General features: G+C 57.4%; 2 protein-coding genes. Both read right to left on the bottom strand.

The genetic code is table 11. The features are described 5' to 3' along the window. The coding region (locus ACOCD2_RS18525; RefSeq protein ID WP_419606555.1) for a metal ABC transporter solute-binding protein, Zn/Mn family at positions 1-460 on the bottom strand (460 nt) is incomplete at its 3' end. Positions 461-470: 10 nt separating this feature from the next. Continuing rightward, positions 471-1,778: FlxA-like family protein (locus ACOCD2_RS18520; protein WP_293649801.1), on the bottom strand; the 1,308-nt coding region annotated here is incomplete at its 5' end.

Raw genomic sequence — 1,778 nt, 5'->3', positions numbered from 1 at the left:
AGTACGGAGCAGCAACGAGCTTGCGAAGTTGTTGCGTAGTGCTTGGTGACCAGGACGGCTGGGGCACCAATAGGTTGTCAAAGGCCGAGTCGATTTTGGGGACTGGGATGTCCCAAAATCTTTCACGAGGCCGAAGACACGCTTGATAACCCGGCTGACCCGGTTGAACGCCGGCATTGCTGGCACGGCGCAGCAACACGGGCAGCCACCCAACTTCGAGATCGGCACCCGTACAAATCAGCAGATCCGCCTTGCGCAAACGGGCGATCAGACTGGGACGCGCCTGCACATGATGGGGATCCTGCAGCGCCGTGGTCGCAGTACTGATGTGCAGCTTGTCGCCACCCAATTCCCGTGCCAGCGCCGCCCATTCCGGCTCGCAGGCGAATACCTTCAGATCGGCACTGGCTGTCGCATTCAAGCCCAGCATCATAACCAGCAGAACAAATAGTTTTCTCATGATCAAACCCTCAGAACTGGTGAGCGCCATGGGCGCCCAGACTCACGATGTACTGCAAGATGAAGCGGTCATCACTGAGTGACTGTGCTTCATCATGGGTGTATTGCAAACGCAGGCGGCTGAATTCGCTGTGGCTCCAGTCGACCATCAGGCTGACATCCCAGGGATCATGTCCCTGGGAATCCAGCGATGTTCCGGTAAAAGCCACACCTGGGTTGTCGGCATTCAGTCCGGAGCCGCGTACATCAATGCGCCAGTTGGGCATAAACTGATAGGCCGCCTGTGCATACCAGCCAAACTGATTCCCGGAATAAGGCAGCCAGTCCTGTCCTGATGGGGCGAACAGGCCGGATTCATCACGCCAGAACAACCCACCCTGCAAGATCGCATTGTGGCGATAGGAATTGCCTTGCGGCGCCCATTTCCATACCAGATCCGCTATCACCAGGTCACTGTTCCCGGTAAATCGATAGGGGTTTTCCTCGTCTCCTGATTCACGATCCCGCGCATCCACAGACAGATAGGAAAGCCCGGCCAGCCAGCTGTTGCTCACGCCCACGTCTCCACCCGCATGGGCAAACAGGCTCCAGCTGCCGACGCCCTGATGGGCTGATCCCCCGGCGGGGAACTGGGCGCCACGCAATACCTCGCCACCCAGCTCCAGAAAAGTGTCGGTCGGTGCCAGCCAGCGCAGCTGCATACCATCATCCAGATAGCGGCCGTTCAGCATTGCCCGGTAAGGCAAGGGCCGGTCCGCAAAGTCATCGGTGTGGGAATGCCGCTCGTTCATATAGGCCACAGCCGAGAAAAACCGGCCCGCCTTCAGGGTCAGATCCCAGGGCATGGCCAGTGTCTGTATCCAGGCCTCTTCGAGTTCGGCGGATGTTTCACCGTTTTCATCGGCCAGCGAGAGCGTGAAATTGCCGAAAAACAGGTCGTCTATATTTGACTGTAAATTCAGCTCCGATTCACCGAGGGAAAATCCCTGGCTGCCATTACCTGCCTCTCCGGCGATACTGAATCCCGGAATGTCATCACCTCTGTCATGCCTGAACGACTGATACCGACCGTTCAAAACAAGGGAAATCGCTGGATTGAAGACATTCGGCCGGCTTTGCTCTACGGCCTGGGCAGGCTCCGGCTGAGCTTGTCCCTGCCGGGCTTCCAGCTGTTCTATTCGTGACTCAAGCAACTGAATCTGGGCCTGATAGTTTTTCTGGATCTCGGCCAGCTGCTGTTTCAGCTGCTGGATATCCTGGACAGTTTCCGCCTGCACGCCAAATGCGGCGCAGGCCATACTGCTGTCAATGGCCAATAA

Origin of the sequence: Thiolapillus sp. (assembly GCF_048562965.1) — a bacterium.
Taxonomy (GTDB): Bacteria; Pseudomonadota; Gammaproteobacteria; order Chromatiales; family Chromatiaceae; genus Thiolapillus; species Thiolapillus brandeum_A.
Note: the sequence above shows the minus strand (reverse complement) of the source record. Positions and strands in the feature narration are given on the sequence as shown.